The organism is Achromobacter sp. ACM03, assembly GCF_014851665.1.
Lineage (GTDB): Bacteria > Pseudomonadota > Gammaproteobacteria > Burkholderiales > Burkholderiaceae_B > Achromobacter > Achromobacter aegrifaciens.
On the sequence record NZ_JACVAD010000009.1, the window covers coordinates 176,560 to 190,938 of the forward strand.

13 protein-coding genes are annotated in these 14,379 nt (G+C 65.2%); 8 read left to right on the forward strand and 5 right to left on the reverse strand.

Annotated elements, in window-relative coordinates:
• Positions 1–4 precede the first annotated feature (4 nt).
• Together IB257_RS28435 and acnA are read left to right on the forward strand one after the other, a co-directional pair.
• Entirely contained in the window at positions 5–934 is a 930-nt protein-coding gene (locus tag IB257_RS28435; RefSeq protein WP_082400873.1) for a LysR family transcriptional regulator, read from the forward strand.
• A 268-nt stretch (positions 935–1,202) separates the two neighbouring features.
• Positions 1,203–3,908, forward strand: a complete 2,706-nt coding sequence (gene acnA, locus IB257_RS28440) for an aconitate hydratase AcnA (RefSeq protein ID WP_054452985.1) — start codon at positions 1,203–1,205, stop codon at positions 3,906–3,908.
• A 91-nt stretch (positions 3,909–3,999) separates the two neighbouring features.
• On the opposite strand, the gene IB257_RS28445 is transcribed toward acnA, so the two are convergent.
• Positions 4,000–4,776, reverse strand: a complete 777-nt coding sequence (locus IB257_RS28445; RefSeq protein WP_119450010.1) for a class III extradiol ring-cleavage dioxygenase — start codon at positions 4,774–4,776, stop codon at positions 4,000–4,002.
• 209 nt (positions 4,777–4,985) lie between these two features.
• On the opposite strand from IB257_RS28445, the gene IB257_RS28450 reads away from it, so the two are divergent.
• The 6 genes from IB257_RS28450 (at position 4,986) to IB257_RS28475 (ending at position 9,362) form a co-directional block, all read left to right on the forward strand.
• Positions 4,986–6,188 (forward strand): DUF2863 family protein, encoded by a 1,203-nt coding sequence (locus IB257_RS28450; RefSeq protein ID WP_192493172.1) that lies wholly within the window; start codon positions 4,986–4,988, stop codon positions 6,186–6,188.
• A gap of 6 nt (positions 6,189–6,194) precedes the next feature.
• The gene (earP, locus tag IB257_RS28455; protein WP_192493173.1) at positions 6,195–7,307 is read left to right on the forward strand and encodes an elongation factor P maturation arginine rhamnosyltransferase EarP; all 1,113 of its coding nucleotides are present in this window, start codon (positions 6,195–6,197) and stop codon (positions 7,305–7,307) included.
• A 144-nt stretch (positions 7,308–7,451) separates the two neighbouring features.
• A complete protein-coding gene (efp, locus tag IB257_RS28460) occupies positions 7,452–8,012 on the forward strand; it encodes an elongation factor P (RefSeq protein ID WP_006225610.1) in 561 nt (186 codons plus the stop codon).
• A 148-nt stretch (positions 8,013–8,160) separates the two neighbouring features.
• Positions 8,161–8,463 (forward strand): type II toxin-antitoxin system HigB family toxin, encoded by a 303-nt coding sequence (locus IB257_RS28465; RefSeq protein WP_192493174.1) that lies wholly within the window; start codon positions 8,161–8,163, stop codon positions 8,461–8,463.
• Positions 8,464–8,465: 2 nt separating this feature from the next.
• Positions 8,466–8,837, forward strand: coding sequence for a type II toxin-antitoxin system HigA family antitoxin (locus IB257_RS28470; protein WP_346546232.1), 372 nt, complete (start codon positions 8,466–8,468; stop codon positions 8,835–8,837).
• A gap of 45 nt (positions 8,838–8,882) precedes the next feature.
• Positions 8,883–9,362 carry a VOC family protein gene (locus IB257_RS28475; protein WP_225589274.1) on the forward strand — a complete coding sequence of 160 codons (480 nt, stop codon included), beginning with the start codon at positions 8,883–8,885 and terminating at the stop codon, positions 9,360–9,362.
• Between the two features lie 52 nt (positions 9,363–9,414).
• On the opposite strand, the gene IB257_RS28480 is transcribed toward IB257_RS28475, so the two are convergent.
• From IB257_RS28480 to IB257_RS28495, 4 genes are all read right to left on the reverse strand, one after another.
• Positions 9,415–9,876 carry a DUF1178 family protein gene (locus IB257_RS28480; protein ID WP_125471861.1) on the reverse strand — a complete coding sequence of 154 codons (462 nt, stop codon included), beginning with the start codon at positions 9,874–9,876 and terminating at the stop codon, positions 9,415–9,417.
• Between the two features lie 140 nt (positions 9,877–10,016).
• The gene (locus tag IB257_RS28485) at positions 10,017–10,721 is read right to left on the reverse strand and encodes a DUF2968 domain-containing protein (RefSeq protein WP_192355134.1); all 705 of its coding nucleotides are present in this window, start codon (positions 10,719–10,721) and stop codon (positions 10,017–10,019) included.
• Positions 10,722–10,838: 117 nt separating this feature from the next.
• Entirely contained in the window at positions 10,839–12,236 is a 1,398-nt protein-coding gene (locus IB257_RS28490; RefSeq protein ID WP_175163168.1) for a sigma 54-interacting transcriptional regulator, read from the reverse strand.
• Between the two features lie 49 nt (positions 12,237–12,285).
• A complete protein-coding gene (locus IB257_RS28495) occupies positions 12,286–14,328 on the reverse strand; it encodes a pilus assembly protein TadG-related protein (RefSeq protein ID WP_192493175.1) in 2,043 nt (680 codons plus the stop codon).
• Positions 14,329–14,379: the final 51 nt, after the last annotated feature.

A 14,379-nucleotide genomic window follows, 5' to 3' on the forward strand; every position in this document is an offset into this window, starting at 1 on the left:
GCGCATGCCCGCCCTGCCCGCGCTGGACCTCAACCTGATACAGCTGTTCGTCACCATCGTCGACGCCGGCACCTTGAGCGAGGCGGCGGTGCGCCACGGCGTGACCCGTTCGCACGTAAGCCGCAATCTGCAGAAGCTGGAACGCGCCTTCGGCGCCCAGCTCATCCGCCGCAGCACCCGGCGGCTGGAACTGACGCAACAAGGCTCGGTGCTGTACGAGCACGGCGCGCGCATGGCGCACGAAGTCGAATCCGCCCGCCATGCGTTGCAGAAGCTCGGTTCCGAGCCCGCGGGCCACGTCCGGCTGAGCATCCCCACCGGATTGGGGGAACTGGACCAATTGCGTCCGCTGCTGGTGAGCTTCGCCCTGCGCCATCCGTCGCTGACCTTGCGCGTGCTGTTCTCAAACCGGGTGAGCGACCTGATTTCGTCGGAAATCGACGTGGCATTGCGGGTCATGACGACCCCGCCGCAGGATTACGTGGCGCGCGCGCTGGGCGACGTCAAATGGGTGCTGTGCGCGGCGCCCTCCTATCTGCAGCAGTTCGGCCCGCCGGCTCATCCGCGCGATCTCGGCCGCCTCCACTTCCTGGGCCCGCCCGACCCCAGGCCCCAGGTCACGCTGCGGCTGCGCCGCAAGGACCAGCTGCATGAGGCCAAGCTCGCGCCGCGGCTGCAATCAGAGTACTTCCCGTTCCTGGCGCAAGCCGCGCGCGCCGGCGCGGGCGTCGCGCTGCTGCCGGCCTACGTGGTGCATGAGGACCTTGCCGCGGGCCGGCTGACGCCGGTGCTGCCCGCATACCAAGCCCTGGGGCCAGGCGACAAGTTGTTCATCCTGACCACGCCCAACCCTTATCCGTCGACCGCCCAGCGCGCGGTCGTCGATTTCCTGCGCAGCGAGCTGACCGTGCTGCTCCGCGAATTCCTTGCGTAGACCCGCCTTCCCTCGCAGGGCCGCAACATCCGCGTAGGACTTTCTTGATAAAAGAGGCTTGCGACCCGCGCACGCCTCGGCCAGAGTATCGGTTTGGGCCAACGGCCGCCCGCCCCTGATCGCAGTAGGGGAACTTTGGCGGTTCGCTCAAGTCTTATATAAGATATAAGACATACGGCCGCGCAGGCGCCAGTCTCACATAGAATGACAAATGCGCAAAAACGCCAGAAAATGCCGGCTTCAACCGGGCAAAACCACGGAGTCCATCATGCCGCACAACACCCTAGACACCCTCAAGAATTTCAAGATCGGCAATAAATCCTGTCAGTACTATTCGCTGCCGGCGCTGGGCAAGTCCCTCGGCATCGACGTGCAGCGGCTCCCGGTTTCGATCCGCATCGTGCTGGAATCCGTGCTGCGCAACTGCGACGGCAAGAAGGTCACCGAAGAGCACGTCAAGCAGTTGGCGAACTGGCAGGCCAATGCCAAGCGCGAAGACGAAATTCCTTTCGTGGTGGCCCGCGTGGTGCTGCAGGACTTCACCGGCGTGCCGCTGCTCGCCGACATCGCCGCCATGCGTTCCGTGGCCGACAAGATGGGCAAGAGCCCCAAGAGCATCGAACCGCTGGTGCCGGTGGACCTGGTGGTGGACCACTCGGTCATGATCGACTACTTCGGCACCAAGAATGCGCTGGACCTGAACATGAAGCTGGAATTCAAGCGCAACCAAGAGCGCTACCAGTTCATGAAGTGGGGCATGCAGGCGTTCGACACCTTCGGCGTCGTGCCTCCGGGCTTCGGCATCGTCCACCAGGTCAACCTGGAATATCTGGCGCGCGGCGTGCACCTGGACAAGAAGAACAACGTCTACTACCCGGATTCCCTGGTGGGCACCGACAGCCACACCACCATGATCAACGGCATCGGCGTGGTGGGCTGGGGCGTGGGCGGCATCGAAGCCGAGGCCGGCATGCTGGGCCAGCCCGTGTACTTCCTGACCCCCGACGTGGTCGGCGTGGAACTCAAGGGCAAGCTGCGCGGCGGCGTCACCGCCACCGACCTGGTGCTGACCATCACCGAAATGCTGCGCCGCGAGAAGGTGGTGGGCAAGTTCGTCGAATTCTGCGGCGAAGGCACCGCCAGCCTGTCGGTGGCCGAACGCGCCACCATCGGCAACATGGCGCCGGAGTACGGCGCCACCATGGGCTTCTTCCCGGTCGACGAGCGCACCATCGACTACTTCCGCGGCACCGGCCGCACCGAAGACGAAATCGCCGCCTTCGAGGCCTATTTCAAGGCCCAGAAGATGTTCGGCGTGCCCAAGGCAAAGGACATCAATTTCACCAAGCTGCTGACGCTGGACCTGTCCACGGTCGCGCCGTCGCTGGCGGGCCCGAAGCGTCCGCAGGACCGCATCGAGATCGGCAACGTCAAGAACACCTTCATCGACCTGTACTCCAAGCCGGTCGCTGAAAACGGCTTCAATCAGCCCGCCGAAAAGCTGGGCCAGACCTTCACCACCAGCGCTGGCACCCAGGTCAAGAACGGCGACGTCCTGATCGCCGCCATCACGTCCTGCACCAACACCTCCAACCCCAGCGTGCTGCTGGCGGCCGGCCTGCTGGCCAAGAAGGCCGTGGAAGCCGGCATGACGGTGCCCAAGCACATCAAGACCTCGCTGGCCCCCGGATCGCGCGTGGTCACCGAATACCTGACCAAGACGGGTCTCCTGCCCTACCTGGAAAAGCTGGGCTTCGACGTGGCCGCGTACGGCTGCACGACCTGCATCGGCAACGCCGGCGACCTGACCCCGGACCTGAACGAAGCCATCACCGGCAACGACCTGATCTGCTCGGCCGTGCTCTCGGGCAACCGCAACTTCGAGGCCCGCATCCACCCGAACATCAAGGCCAACTTCCTGGCCTCGCCCCCGCTGGTCGTGGCCTACGCCCTGGCCGGCACCGTCACGCGCGACCTGATGACCGAGCCCGTGGGCCGCGGCAAGAACGGCGACGTGTGGCTGGGCGACATCTGGCCGACCACCGAGGAAATCGAATCGCTGCTGAAGTACGCCCTGGATCCCAAGGCCTTCGAGGCCAACTACGGCCAGGTCAAGAGCAATCCCGGCCAACTCTGGGAGAACATCAAGGGCGTGACCGGCGACACGTACAACTGGCCTGATTCCACCTACATCGCCGAGCCGCCCTTCTTTGACGGCTTCGGCATGACGCCGGGCGCGATGCCGACGGTCAAGAACGCCCGTGCGCTGGGCGTGTTCGGCGACTCGGTCACCACCGACCACATCTCGCCGGCCGGCTCCATCAAGGAGACCTCGCCCGCGGGCAAGTGGCTGAAGGAAAACGGCGTCATGAAGGCCGACTTCAACAGCTACGGCTCACGCCGCGGCAACCACGAAATCATGATGCGCGGCACCTTCGCCAACGTGCGCATCAAGAACCTCATGATTCCGGCGCTGCCGGACGGCAGCCGCTTCGAGGGCGGCGACACCCTGTTCCAGCCCACCGGCGAACAGATGTCCATCTATGACGCAGCCATGAAGTACGTCGGCGCGGGCACCCCCACCGTGGTGTTCGGCGGCGAAGAGTACGGCACCGGCTCGTCGCGCGACTGGGCGGCCAAGGGCACCCAGCTGCTGGGCGTGAAGGCCGTTATCACCCGCAGCTTCGAACGCATCCACCGCAGCAACCTGGTCGGCATGGGCGTGCTGCCCCTGCAGTTCAAGGGCGCGGACAGCGTGCAGTCGCTGGGCATCACCGGCGAGGAAACCTACGACATTTCCGGTCTGGAAAACGGCATCAAGCCGATGCAGGACGTGACGCTGACGATCACCCGCAAGGACGGATCGAAGCAGGACGTCACGGTGCTGCTGCGCATCGACACCCCGATCGAGGTGGACTACTACCAGCACGGCGGCATCCTGCCCTTCGTGCTGCGCCAGCTGCTGGCTGCCTGATCTTCTGACAGGCAAAGCAATGGCCCGGGAACCGCGAGGTTCCCGGGCCATTTTCATTGCGGCCTGCGCGGCACCGCGGCCGCGCTTGGGATCAGTCCGCGAACTCGTAGGCATCCATCGCCAGCGCGCCGTAGGAGATTTCGTCGGTCAGGCGCCGGAAACCGGCTCCGCCCGCACCCAGCGCCACATACAAGGGCATCAGGTGGTCGTCGTGCGGATGGGCCTGCGCCGCGCCCGGCGCCTGGGCCTCCCAATCCAAGAGCGCCGGCAGGTCATGGCCGCCCAGCTTGTCCGCGTACCACTGCTGGAAAGCCGGCACGTAAGGCAGCGCGGGCGCGTCTTGCGGCATGCGCACGTGGCGCAGGTTATGCGTCAGCGAACCGGAGCCGATGACCAGGATGTCTTCGTCCCGCAGCCGGGCCAGCGCGCGGCCCAGTTCCAGTTGGCCAGCCGCGTCGCGCCCCATGTCCAGGGACAGTTGCACCACCGGCACGTCCGCTTCCGGATAGAGGTAGCGCAGTGGCACCCAGGCGCCATGGTCCAGCGGCCGTCGGGGGTCCAGGTCTGCAGCGATACCCGAGTCGGCCAGCAGGGCCTGCACCCGCGCCGCCAACTCCGGCGAACCGGGGGCCGTGTACTGCAATTCATAGAGTTCCGGCGGAAAGCCGCCGAAATCGTGCCAGGCCACCTGGCGGTCGCGGGTGGACAGCGCCAGGCCCTCGCCCATCCAGTGCGGCGAGACCACCAGGATGCCCTTGGGCTTGCGGCCCTGCTCGGCGCTCCAGGCGGCGAGCGCCGGGCCGGTCAGTCCGGGTTCCACGGCGAGCATGGGGGATCCATGGGATACGAAAAGCGTAGGCCAACGCATGGCGGTGCCTCCTGATATTGAGTAGATGGCTAGATTTTCCGCCGATTCTTCTCAGCAATAAACCCCTTGACTCGGCATTATCTGTTGCTTATTTAGCATCAATCACACCCTGGCGCCGTTGTTGCGCCCCGCCGCCGGAGGTGCGCGCCGCCGTCCGCGCCGAGCGTTAAACTACACAGTTGCACACTTACTGGACGCTCCCCGAAGTTATGGCCCGATCCCGCAGCCAATCCGCTCCCCGCCTCACCCGTGACGCCGCCAAACTGGTCGCGCTTGCCCAGGCGCTCAACCGCTCGGGCAGCCGCCTCGAAGACGTGTTCTGGGAGAACCAGCTTGGCGTAGCGATTCCGAAGCTGCTGAAGGCGGGGCAGGATGCCCCCCTGGAAGCGGCCCTGGACCACCTCGCCCAGAGCGACGTGGGCGCATACGAGATCCTGATCGAACAGGCCGAAACCCTGTCCGAATCGATGAAGATCGAGAAAAATGGCGTCCACTACGACATTTTGCTGGTCGTGGCCCCCATCGTCGCCTGGACCCGCTACGCCATTCCGACCGGCCCGATCGCCGCCGGCGCGCAACAGGCCCTGATGGCGCAATTGCATGGGCATGTCCTGTCCAGCAAGGCCCGCAGCTCGCTGATGCCGGTGCTGGTCAGCGTGGACCAGATGCCGCGCACCTTCTCCGAAACCTGGCAATGGCTGCAGCGCCTGGGCACCCAGGCGCTGGGCGCAGAAACCGCCAAGCCCGCCTTGAACACCGAGACCGAAACGGCCAACATGCTGGCCGATACGCGCTACATCGTGGCGGCCGTCGCGGTGCCCGAAGGCGAGCCGATCTTCCGCTGGCAGGAACAGCTGGGCGAAGCCGACGCCAGCCGCGATGCCTGCCAGGAACAATGGGCGGCGCAGGCCCAGCCGACCCTCGCCAATCTGCTGCCGGGCTGCGGTTTCGAAGCCCTGCTGCCCGACGCCTACTATGTCAGCAACCGTGAAGCCGACCGGCGCGTGCGCCCGCTGTCGCTGCGTGCAGCGGTCAGCTGGCTCGAGGGCGCGGTCAGCCTGGAAGCCTCCCAGTTGCGCGCGGTGGTGGCCGGCTGCGGCGAAAGCCGCATCGACGAGTACCGCATCGGCTTCACCGCGCGCAGCAGCAACGACGTGTACTACGGCTGCGTCTGGCCGCTGTATGGGCGCGAGGAAGACCTGCCGGCTGACGAAGGCCAGCTCGACGTGGTGGACGAGATCGCCGCGCTGCTCAAGGAATACGGCGTCACCGAAGTGCGCCGCATCCCCGGCGTGCTGCCTCCCGAGTACTGTGAAGACTGCGGCGCGCCCTACTTCCCGAATCCGCTGGGCGAACTGGTGCACGCAGAACTGCCCGAGGACGCGGAAGCCTCGCCGGCCAAGTTCCACTAGGCGGCAATGCAAGCGGACATCTTCTGCCGGGTCGTCGACAACTATGGCGACATCGGCGTCTGCTGGCGGCTGGCGCGCCGGTTGGCGCATGGCCGCGGCTGGGATGTGCGCCTGTGGGTCGACGACCTGGCCAGCTTCGCCCGCATCCAGCCCGGGATCGCCACGGATAGCCCGCGCCAGCAACTGGCGGGCATCGACATCGTGCACTGGACCGAATCCCCGGATCCGGCGCTCGCCGCGCGCGATGTGGTGATCGAGGCATTCGCCTGCGATCCCCCCGAGGCATTCCTGGAGAGCATGCGGCGTGAGCATCCGGCCTGGGTCAACCTGGAATACCTGAGCGCCGAATCCTGGGTGGAAAGCTGCCACGGCCTGCCCTCGCAGCGGCCGGACGGGCTGATCAAGCACTTTTTCTTTCCCGGCTTCACCAGCGCCACCGGCGGACTGCTGCGCGAGCCGGGCCTGTCGTCCGAGCGCGACGCCCTGCAGACATCGCCGCAAGACCAGGAAGCCTTCCTGCGGTCGCTGGGCGTGCCACAGGACCTGCTGTTGCGCCGCCGCGACGGCGCGCGCACCGTGTCCCTGTTTTGCTATCCAACGGCGCCGGTAACGGCGCTGGCCGAGGCTCTGGCGGCGGATCCGCGGCCCACCCTGCTGCTTGCCCCCGAAGGCGTGGCCCCCGGGCTGGAAGCCGCCTGTGCGGCGCCGGGCGCGCCGGCGGTGGCCCGGCTGCCCTTCGTGGCGCAGCCGGATTTCGACCGTCTGCTGTGGTGCTGCGACCTGAATTTCGTGCGGGGCGAGGATTCCTTCGTCCGCGCCGCCTGGGCCGCGCGCCCGCTCGTCTGGCAGATCTATCCCCAGGACGAAAACGTGCATCTGGAGAAACTGGAAGCGTGGCTGGCGCGCTATCCGGCCCCGGAAACCGCCCAGACGCTGATCCGGGCCTGGAACGAGCCGGAAACGGGCGCAACCGCTGCGGCGCTGTCTGCCGCCCTGGCGCCAGCCGCCTGGGGGGACTGGGCCGCCGCCGCGCGGGCCTGGGACGCAAGCCAGGCCGCGCTACCAGATCTTGCCGAAAATCTGGCTGATTTTTGCGCAGACTTGGCCAAGAAACGTTAGAATAGAGAGTTTTCCGAGCGCCCTGTATTTGTCGGGCCTCAACTATGACGCCTCCCGGGGTGTGCACGAAGCCGCTAGACGCTATAGCTGCGGCGGCTTTTTGCAAGCACGGCGAGTGCACCCATCACCCCCGGAGTTTTATCGATGAAAACCGCTCAGGAATTGCGAGTCGGCAACGTGGTCATGGTCGGCAAGGATCCCCTCGTGGTCCAGAAAGCCGAATACAACAAGTCGGGCCGTAACGCCGCTGTTGTGAAGCTGAAGTTCAAGAACCTGTTGACCGCCTCGGCCAGCGAATCGGTCTACAAGGCCGACGAAAAGTTCGAAGTCGTCCAGCTCGACCGCAAGGAGTGCACCTACTCCTACTTCGGCGACCCGATGTACGTCTTCATGGACGAAGAGTACAACCAGTACGAAATCGAAGCCGAGAGCATGGGCGACGCCCTGAACTACCTGGAAGAAGCGATGCCCGTGGAAGTGGTCTTCTACGACGGCCGCGCCATTTCGGTTGAACTGCCCACGACGCTCGTGCGCGAAATCACCTACACCGAACCCGCCGTGCGTGGCGATACCTCGGGCAAGGTGACCAAGCCCGCCAAGATCAACACCGGCTACGAACTGAACGTGCCGCTGTTCTGCGCCATCGGCGACAAGATCGAAATCGACACCCGCACGAACGAATACCGCAGCCGCGTCAACAACTGATCCGGCAAGCAGGCAAGAAAAAGCCAGACCTTCGGGTCTGGCTTTTTTATTGCCGTCTGCCTGACCAATCTTGCGGCCCTTGCTTGAAGGCATATAGCCGGACCACATGGGACCTGCCCTAGTCCCAAATTGGGACTAACATTGCGCTATGCGACTCATAGCCTTAAGCGCCCTCCGCCAGTTCTGGGAAAGGTACCCAGCGGCAGAACACCCCCTCAAGGCGTGGGTGGACGAGGCCAGCAAGGCGCAATGGAAGCAGCCTGCGGATATCAAGGCTCAGTATTGCCACGCCAGCATCCTGAAGAATCGGCGTGTGGTGCTCAACATCAAAGGCAATGATTTCCGCCTGATTGTGGCAATCGCATTCAACTTGAGCATCGTCTACGTGAAGTTCATCGGCACTCACGCGGAGTACGACAAGATTGACGCCGAAACCGTGGAAATGGAATGAACATGGAAATCCGCCCCGTACATACCGAGGCCGATTACAAGTCGGCGCTCAAGGAAATCTCCCGGTTGATGGAGTCTGATCCTGAACTGGGCACACCTGACGGTGACCGCCTGGACGTGCTGGCCACCTTGGTGCAAGCGTATGAAATGAAGCACTATCCGGTCGATCTGCCAGACCCTGTCGAGGCCATTAAATTCCGGATGGAGCAAGGCGGCCTGACCCCTAAGGATCTGGAGCCTATGATCGGCAAGCGCAACCGTGTATACGAAGTGCTGAACCGCAAGCGCGGTTTGACATTGCCAATGATCTGGCGTTTGCACACCGAGCTCGGCATTCCCGCAGAAAGCCTTATTCGGCCACCGGCTCACGCCTAATAACTGAAACGCGCTCATTCATCGACGACTTCCTGACGAAGCGGAATGCTTGCGCTGACCGCGGCAACACTCTGCCTAAGCTGGAGAACTGCGACTGTGGAAATTCGCCGTGCAAAGCTGGTGCCCGAGTTGCTTGTCGCAGATATCGCGGCAAGTCTGCAATTCTGGGTTGGTCTCTGTGGATTCTCGATCATGTACAGCCGCGAGGAAGACGGCTTCGTATATTTGGACCTCGACGGAGCGCAAGTCATGCTCGTCGAACGGCGCGGCGACAACGGTTGGATCACAGGTCCGTTGAGCGTGCCGCTGGGCAGGGGAATCAATTTCGAAATCGATGCGCCCTCTGTGGAGCCCTTTCTTGCCGCGCTTGCTAACGCCAAATGGCCACTGTTCCGGAATCCGGTAGAGCAGTGGTATCGGGGCAATGACGTTAAAATCGGCGTGCGCGAGTTCCTGGTTCAGGACCCTGATGGTTATCTGCTGCGCTTCTCGGCCAAGATCGGTGAACGCAGGCATACCACCTGACATTCCGTACGCCCGTTTTCCTGTCCGAATCGGCTAGGGGCGGCGCAGCGGGTCACTGCAGGCGCTCGTCATCCAGGAAATCCGGCACCGCCATGACGTCGATGCCGTCCTCGGCCAGCGATTCGCGCTCTTCCGGCGTTGCCGTGCCGCGGATGGGACGGTCGTCGGCATCGCCTTCGTGGATGCGGCGCGCCTCTTCGGCGAAGCGCGGCCCGACGTTTTCGGTGTTGCGCAGCAAGGCGCGCACCTGGCGCATGACGACTGCCTGCAATGCGGCCATTTTTTCCGCGTCAGACGCGTTGGCCGGCAACGCCGGCGGCTGGGCGGCTGGCGTGTGCAGGTGGGCGACGTTCAGGCGCGGCGCGGACAGCCGCTTGGTGATGCTGGCCGAACCGCAAACCGGGCACGTGACCAGGCCACGCGCCTGCTGCGCGTCATAGTCTTCGTGCGAACCGAACCAGCCCTCGAAAATGTGGCTGTGTTCGCACTGGAGGTCGAAAACTTTAAGTGCCATGGCGTCTATATGGGGTGCAACTCCCAGAATACAAGAAAGCGCCCCAGGGCAGGCGCTTAGCCCCTGCGTGCGCAATGCCTATTCACGGCCGGCCAAGACAAAGCGGGCCCGCAGGCCCGCTACTCAGCCTGCCCAGCGGGTTACTTGCCGCGGTTCTGGGCCACCGGGTTTCCCACTTGCGCCTGCTGCGCCTGCAAGGCGTCGATCTGGCGTTGCAGATCACGCAATTGCTGGCGCACGTCCTTCTGCTGGTCAGCCAGCGCCGTGGCTTCCTGGCGCGACTGCTCCTGGCGGGCCGCGACCTGCTCTTCCTGCTGCAGGCGCACCGCGCGGTCGGCCTGCAGGGTGCTCAGTTCGGCGCTGCGGCTGGCCAGCAGCTTCTCGGCGTGCGCGTATTCAGCCTGCATCTTGATGCGCTTGATGTCCACCTCGGCCAGCTCGGCGGATTGGGCGACGAAGGCGCGGTAGGTGGCTTCGGCCTGCTTGTCCGACTTGCTCTTCACCACGCGCCAGAAATCCTTCTGCTGGAACAAGGCAACGTAATAGGTCAGGTCGTCCGGCTTGAACAGCAGGCTGGCGCCGTAGGTGCCGTTATAGGCAGTACGCAGCTCCGACACCTGGCGGCTTTGGATCAGGCCTTGCAGCTCCGACAGCGTGGATGCCGGACGCGCGGCGGGCGGCGGCGCGGGGGGAGTCACGGGCGTGGAGGCCGCCTGCGTGTCCTCGACCTGTTTAACCGTGGCCCGGGGCGCTTCGGATTGTGCGCTGGCGCAAGCGGCCAGGCCGGACAGGGCCGTGCCCAACAGCGCCATGCGGGCGGCGCCACGGATAAATTGGACGTTCATGCCTTCCCCAAAAAAATCGTTGCGGAACTATAGCAATTTATTTCGGCCGGGACAGACCCGCTTACATGCGCCGGCTCCGCAACTGTCGCCCACTACGGGGCATTACCTATTGCGTGTTCACATCGTCGTCTCGGCGAGACCATCGGCGGGTTCTCCCTGGCCCGTCCCGAGTTGCAGCTTGCGCATTTTTTCCCACAACACCTTGCGGCTGATGCCCAAGGTGTGGGCGGTATCCTGACGGCGCCAGCCGTTGGCGTCCAGCGCCGCCAGCACGCGCTCGCGTTCTGCGCGCTCGGCATCGGTGAAGGCGGCGGGCTCGACCCTCGCGGCTGCCGAGGCTGGAGCAGAGTGCAGCGGCTCGGCCAATTGGTCGAAGATGCGTTCGATGCGCGGCGGGTCCCAGGCCTGGAGCTGCCGCCGCACGATCGCGACGCGCTCGGCCACGTTGGACAGTTCACGCACATTGCCCTCGTAGCGCGTGCGCGAGACGCGCTCCAGCAACCACTGCGGCGGTTCCTCCTCCACGCCCAGGCGTTGCAGCAAGGCGCGGAAGATCGCCGCCTTCTCCTGCGGGCCGCGCTGCTCCAGGTTGGGTATGCGCAGTTCGATCACCGCCAGCCGGTAATACAGGTCCGCGCGGAACTCGTCCTGCCCCACCAGCACGCGCAAATCCTTGTTGGTCGCGGCGACCAGGCGGAAGTCCACCGGCACTTCCACGGTCGAGCCCAGCCGCGTCACCGTGTTCTGCTCCAGGACGCGCAAGAGCTTGACCTGCTGGTACAGCGGCAGGTCGCCGATTTCGTCCAGGAACAGCGTGCCGCCGCTGGCCTGCTCGAAATACCCCTTGTGCGCGCCGATCGCGCCGGTGAATGCGCCCTTGGCATGGCCGAAGAAATGCGCCTCGAACAGGCCCTCCGGAATGGCGCCGCAGTTGACCGCCACGAAGGGGCCGTCGAACCAGGCGGCCTGCTCATGCAGCAGGCGCGCAATGCGTTCCTTGCCCACGCCGGTTTCACCATGGATCAGCACGTTGCTGCGGCAGTCTGCATACATGTCCACTTCCGCCAGCAGGTCCCGCATGGTCGCGGAGACGGCAATCAGCGGCTGTTCGCGCCGGGGCGCGGCGCGATTGAGTTGATTCAGCGTGCCCAGCAGCTCATACAACAGCTTGCGCAGGTCCGCGGTGGTGAAGGTCAGCGGCAGCGTGTAGGAGTATTCCGGCGGGTAGTAGCGCGGGTCGCGTCCGCGCGCTTCCGCGGCGACCCAGATGACCGGCAGGCCTTGGGCCGCCAGCCAGTCGTAGCCGCTGAAGCGCTTGTCGCCCATCACCGACACCGACACCAGGGCCACCGCAGGCCGCGCCAGGTCGCGGGGCGGCGGAAACGCGGTGCCGGCGTCCGCCCGCAGCAGCGACACGTCCATGCCCGCCAGGCAACGCTCGGCGCGGCTGGCAATGTCGGAGGTGCCTTCCCAGACGTACACGTCGAATTCTTCGCGCGCGAAATTCTGGCTCATCGCTTGGACCATGCGGGGATGGAAAGGACAGGGGTCAGAGGCTTCATCATCAATACACCAGGCGGGGTTTGCCGCAATCCACGGAAATCAGCGCTACGTCGGTCTGGCCCACGCTCAGGCCCAGCACATTAAGCAGTTGCTGCAACGCCACGGACAACGAACTCAGCAAGGGATCCAGCAGCACCATGACGACCGACAGCACGCCGCCCACCTGCCCGCTGCCGTTCAAGGCCAGCGCGCCGACGGCGTTGACGCGGCACTGCCGAATCGCGTCCGGCACCAGCGCCAGCGCGCAGGTCACGTCGCTGAGGGGGGCCAACAAGAGCGAGTTCAGGATGCCGCCAACCAGTTGCAGCGTGCCGCCCAATACCCCCGTCAAGCCACCCGTGGTCAGACGCGCCCCGAGCTGGTCCATCGCCGTCTTGGACCACTGCATGTCGTTGACGACCTTGGAGATGGTCTTGCCGGCGTTGTTCTTGTCTCCGCCCACCAACTGCGTCGCCAGCTCTGTGCGTTGCGTTTCGGTCAGCGGGGTGCCGGTGTTGAACAGATCCCCCAGGATGCCCCCGATCAGCGCGTCCGTCAGGTTGGAGGCCAGCTTGGACAGGTCCACGTTGGTGGCATTGACGGTGGCGGTGGCGTTGGGCGATGGCGGCGCAGTGAGCGTCACCGACACGGGCGCCGAAGAACTGAACACCGGCAGCGTGAACCGGGCGGTAAGCGGCAATATGCCCAGTACGTTCAAGACCTGATGCCGTCCTATGGCGCCGAATGCGCTGGGCTCGCAGCGGTTCGTGAGCGACTGGAAATTCGCGGCGCTCGGGTCGGTGGCTGACGCCATGCCGGGGAAGCGGCCCAGACAGACGCTGGCCGCAGCCGACGTCACATCGATCATCGCCTGGTTCTCGGCCAGCGGCGCTTCGCACAGCTTGCGCAGCGTACCTGTGGATTGCGCCACGTCGATGATGATGGGCAGATCCACCTTGGTATTCAGGGTGTTGGCCAGCAAGGGCCCGACCAGCGGGATGTTGCCGGTGTTGACGCGCAGATACACGCGTATGCCGGCGCTGATGGCTTGCGCGCCGACACCGCCCACGCCCACGGCAGGCGGCTCGACGATGCGCACCCGGGCGTCCAGGCCCAGCAGCGGCACGCTCAGCCCCAGATTGATCAGGTTGCTGCCGTTGGCGATGGCCAGTCCGGTTTCCAGGATGTTCAGCGCGTTGACCTGGGCCTGCAAGGCAGCGGTGGGGTCGCCGCCCACCACGTTCAGATTCAGCACGCCGCCATCGCCGAACAGCTTCACAGGCAGGTTCAGCGGCATCAAGTCCAACACCGTGTTGATGGCTTCGCTCAACAATCCGACATCGGCGTTGGCGGTTCTCTGCTTGTCGATGACGCTCAGCGTGGCGCGCAAGAGCTGACCCAGGGTCAGGTTGCTCAGCGCCGTCAATTGCTCGGGCGTGCCCACGCCCGCAGCAACCGACAGCGGCAGGCCCAGCGCCTCCAGCAGGCCGGCCGGCGTAATGCCGACATTGGCCAGGCCGGCGGCGTCCAGCACGTCCAGTTGCGTGGGCGACGCCCCCACCGTGGCCAGCAGCTGCGACAGCAGGCCGCCGCGTTCCAGGCGCAATAGCCGCGACCCCACTGTGAAGGTCGCCACGGGTTGGGTGTTGGTCGCCACCGCCGCCACCGACGCCGTGACGCCGCCCACGCCAGGGATAAGATTGGCCAGTTGCTTGCGCGCCGCTACCCGCACTGCGTTATAGGCCTGCCCGCCCGCCGCGTCGAAGACGTGCATGCCGGAGGGGTCGGACCGCGTCGGATCCCACACCTTGCATTCCACCGTGAAATCGGCGGCCGTGAACGCATCCAGGATGTTCGGCACATTGGCCAGGGCGGAAGCGCGGCCAGCGGCGGCGGCCCGGGCGCAATCCGCGCTGGAGCCCAGGTTCAGCACCTGGACGGCCGACAGCGCCGCCAGGTCCGCCGCCTTCTGCATTTCGCGCTTCATGTAGAAGCCGTAGCCAAGCTGCAGCACGCCGAGCAACACCACCCCCACCAGCACCGCGAAGACGACGGCGACGGTCATGCTGCCGCGTTGCCGCGACGGCGAGGAAGGATGTGGACGGCCGGCTGACAT

Coding starts and splice junctions, on each gene's coding strand:
- acnA (WP_054452985.1), top strand. CDS start 1,203: ATGCCGCACAACACCCTAGACACCCTCAAGAATTTCAAGATCGGCAAT.
- efp (WP_006225610.1), top strand. CDS start 7,452: ATGAAAACCGCTCAGGAATTGCGAGTCGGCAACGTGGTCATGGTCGGC.
- earP (WP_192493173.1), top strand. CDS start 6,195: ATGCAAGCGGACATCTTCTGCCGGGTCGTCGACAACTATGGCGACATC.
- IB257_RS28445 (WP_119450010.1), bottom strand. CDS start 4,776: ATGCGTTGGCCTACGCTTTTCGTATCCCATGGATCCCCCATGCTCGCC.
- IB257_RS28485 (WP_192355134.1), bottom strand. CDS start 10,721: ATGAACGTCCAATTTATCCGTGGCGCCGCCCGCATGGCGCTGTTGGGC.
- IB257_RS28435 (WP_082400873.1), top strand. CDS start 5: ATGCCCGCCCTGCCCGCGCTGGACCTCAACCTGATACAGCTGTTCGTC.
- IB257_RS28450 (WP_192493172.1), top strand. CDS start 4,986: ATGGCCCGATCCCGCAGCCAATCCGCTCCCCGCCTCACCCGTGACGCC.
- IB257_RS28465 (WP_192493174.1), top strand. CDS start 8,161: ATGCGACTCATAGCCTTAAGCGCCCTCCGCCAGTTCTGGGAAAGGTAC.
- IB257_RS28470 (WP_346546232.1), top strand. CDS start 8,466: ATGGAAATCCGCCCCGTACATACCGAGGCCGATTACAAGTCGGCGCTC.
- IB257_RS28475 (WP_225589274.1), top strand. CDS start 8,883: ATGCTTGCGCTGACCGCGGCAACACTCTGCCTAAGCTGGAGAACTGCG.
- IB257_RS28490 (WP_175163168.1), bottom strand. CDS start 12,236: ATGAGCCAGAATTTCGCGCGCGAAGAATTCGACGTGTACGTCTGGGAA.
- IB257_RS28480 (WP_125471861.1), bottom strand. CDS start 9,876: ATGGCACTTAAAGTTTTCGACCTCCAGTGCGAACACAGCCACATTTTC.
- IB257_RS28495 (WP_192493175.1), bottom strand. CDS start 14,328: ATGACCGTCGCCGTCGTCTTCGCGGTGCTGGTGGGGGTGGTGTTGCTC.